This window comes from Streptococcus mitis, from assembly GCF_001579035.1.
GTDB classification, from domain to species: Bacteria; Bacillota; Bacilli; order Lactobacillales; family Streptococcaceae; genus Streptococcus; species Streptococcus mitis_J.
In genome coordinates, this window is sequence record NZ_KQ970287.1 from 236,241 (window position 1) to 237,856 (window position 1,616).

Here is a 1,616-nt window from a genome sequence, read left to right on the forward strand (position 1 = left end):
AAGAGTTTTAGTCTGATTTTTTATTTTTATCGAATATACTTTGAACAATCAAGTTTGTGAAAATAATCTCAAAAATATTGTAAAAAGGGTTGTAATTTTCTGAAAATTTGGTAAAATATATCTTAATCATTTTCAGGAGGACGAGAATTTGACAAGATATCAGAATTTAGTAAATGGAAAATGGAAATCATCTGAACAAGAAATTACGATTTATTCACCAATCAATCAAGAAGAATTGGGTACAGTTCCAGCCATGACTCAGGCTGAAGTTGATGAGGCTATGAAAGCTGCGCGTGCAGCCCTGCCAGCATGGCGTGCTTTGTCAGCAGTTGAACGTGCGGCTTATTTACATAAAGCAGCAGCTATTTTAGAACGTGATAAGGAAGAAATTGGTACTATCCTTGCCAAAGAAGTAGCAAAAGGGATTAAAGCAGCCATTGGAGAAGTAGTGCGTACCGCAGACTTGATTCGCTTTGCTGCTGAAGAAGGTCTCCGTATCACTGGCCAAGCAATGGAAGGTGGCGGTTTTGAGGCAGCAAGCAAAAACAAACTGGCTGTTGTCCGTCGCGAGCCAGTTGGTGTTGTGCTAGCGATTGCTCCCTTTAATTATCCAGTTAATTTATCTGCTTCTAAAATAGCACCTGCCTTGATTGCAGGGAATGTGGTTATGTTTAAGCCACCAACACAAGGTTCTATTTCTGGGCTCTTGCTGGCTAAAGCCTTTGAAGAAGCAGGAATTCCAGCAGGTGTATTCAATACCATTACGGGTCGTGGTTCAGAAATTGGAGATTATATCATTGAGCATAAAGAAGTCAACTTCATCAACTTTACAGGTTCAACTCCAATCGGAGAACGTATTGGTCGTTTAGCTGGTATGCGTCCTATCATGCTGGAGCTTGGCGGAAAAGATGCAGCTCTTGTACTAGAAGATGCAGATTTGGAACATGCTGCCAAGCAAATTGTTGCAGGAGCCTTTAGCTATTCAGGCCAACGTTGCACGGCCATTAAACGTGTTCTTGTTCTCGAAAGTGTAGCAGATAAATTAGCTACTTTGCTTCAAGCAGAAGTTGCTAAATTAACAGTTGGTGACCCATTTGACAATGCTGATATTACACCTGTCATTGACAATGCTTCAGCCGACTTCATCTGGGGCTTGATTGAGGATGCACAAGAAAAAGGGGCTCAGGCTCTTACACCAATCAAACGTGAGGGCAATCTTCTCTGGCCAGTGCTTTTTGACCAAGTTACAAAAGATATGAAAGTAGCATGGGAAGAGCCATTTGGGCCTGTTTTACCAATTATTCGTGTGGCTAGTGTAGAAGAAGCAATTGCCTTTGCCAACGAATCTGAATTCGGCCTTCAATCCTCAGTCTTTACAAATGATTTCAAAAAGGCCTTTGAAATCGCTGAAAAACTTGAAGTGGGAACAGTCCATATTAATAATAAAACCCAGCGTGGTCCAGATAATTTCCCATTCCTTGGTGTCAAAGGTTCTGGTGCTGGTGTTCAAGGGATTAAATATAGCATTGAAGCGATGACAAATGTCAAATCCATTGTTTTTGATGTGAAATAACATGTAAAATCAGGAAATTATTTTCCTGGTTTTATTTTTTGCG

The 1,616-nt window shown here is 40.5% G+C and carries 1 protein-coding gene; it reads left to right on the forward strand.

Annotation, left to right across the window (positions count from 1 at the left end):
• The first annotated feature begins 148 nt into the window (after nt 1-148).
• Nucleotides 149-1,573 (forward strand): NADP-dependent glyceraldehyde-3-phosphate dehydrogenase, encoded by a 1,425-nt coding sequence (locus SMIDD26_RS05575; RefSeq protein ID WP_061439412.1) that lies wholly within the window; start codon nt 149-151, stop codon nt 1,571-1,573.
• Nucleotides 1,574-1,616 lie beyond the last annotated feature (43 nt).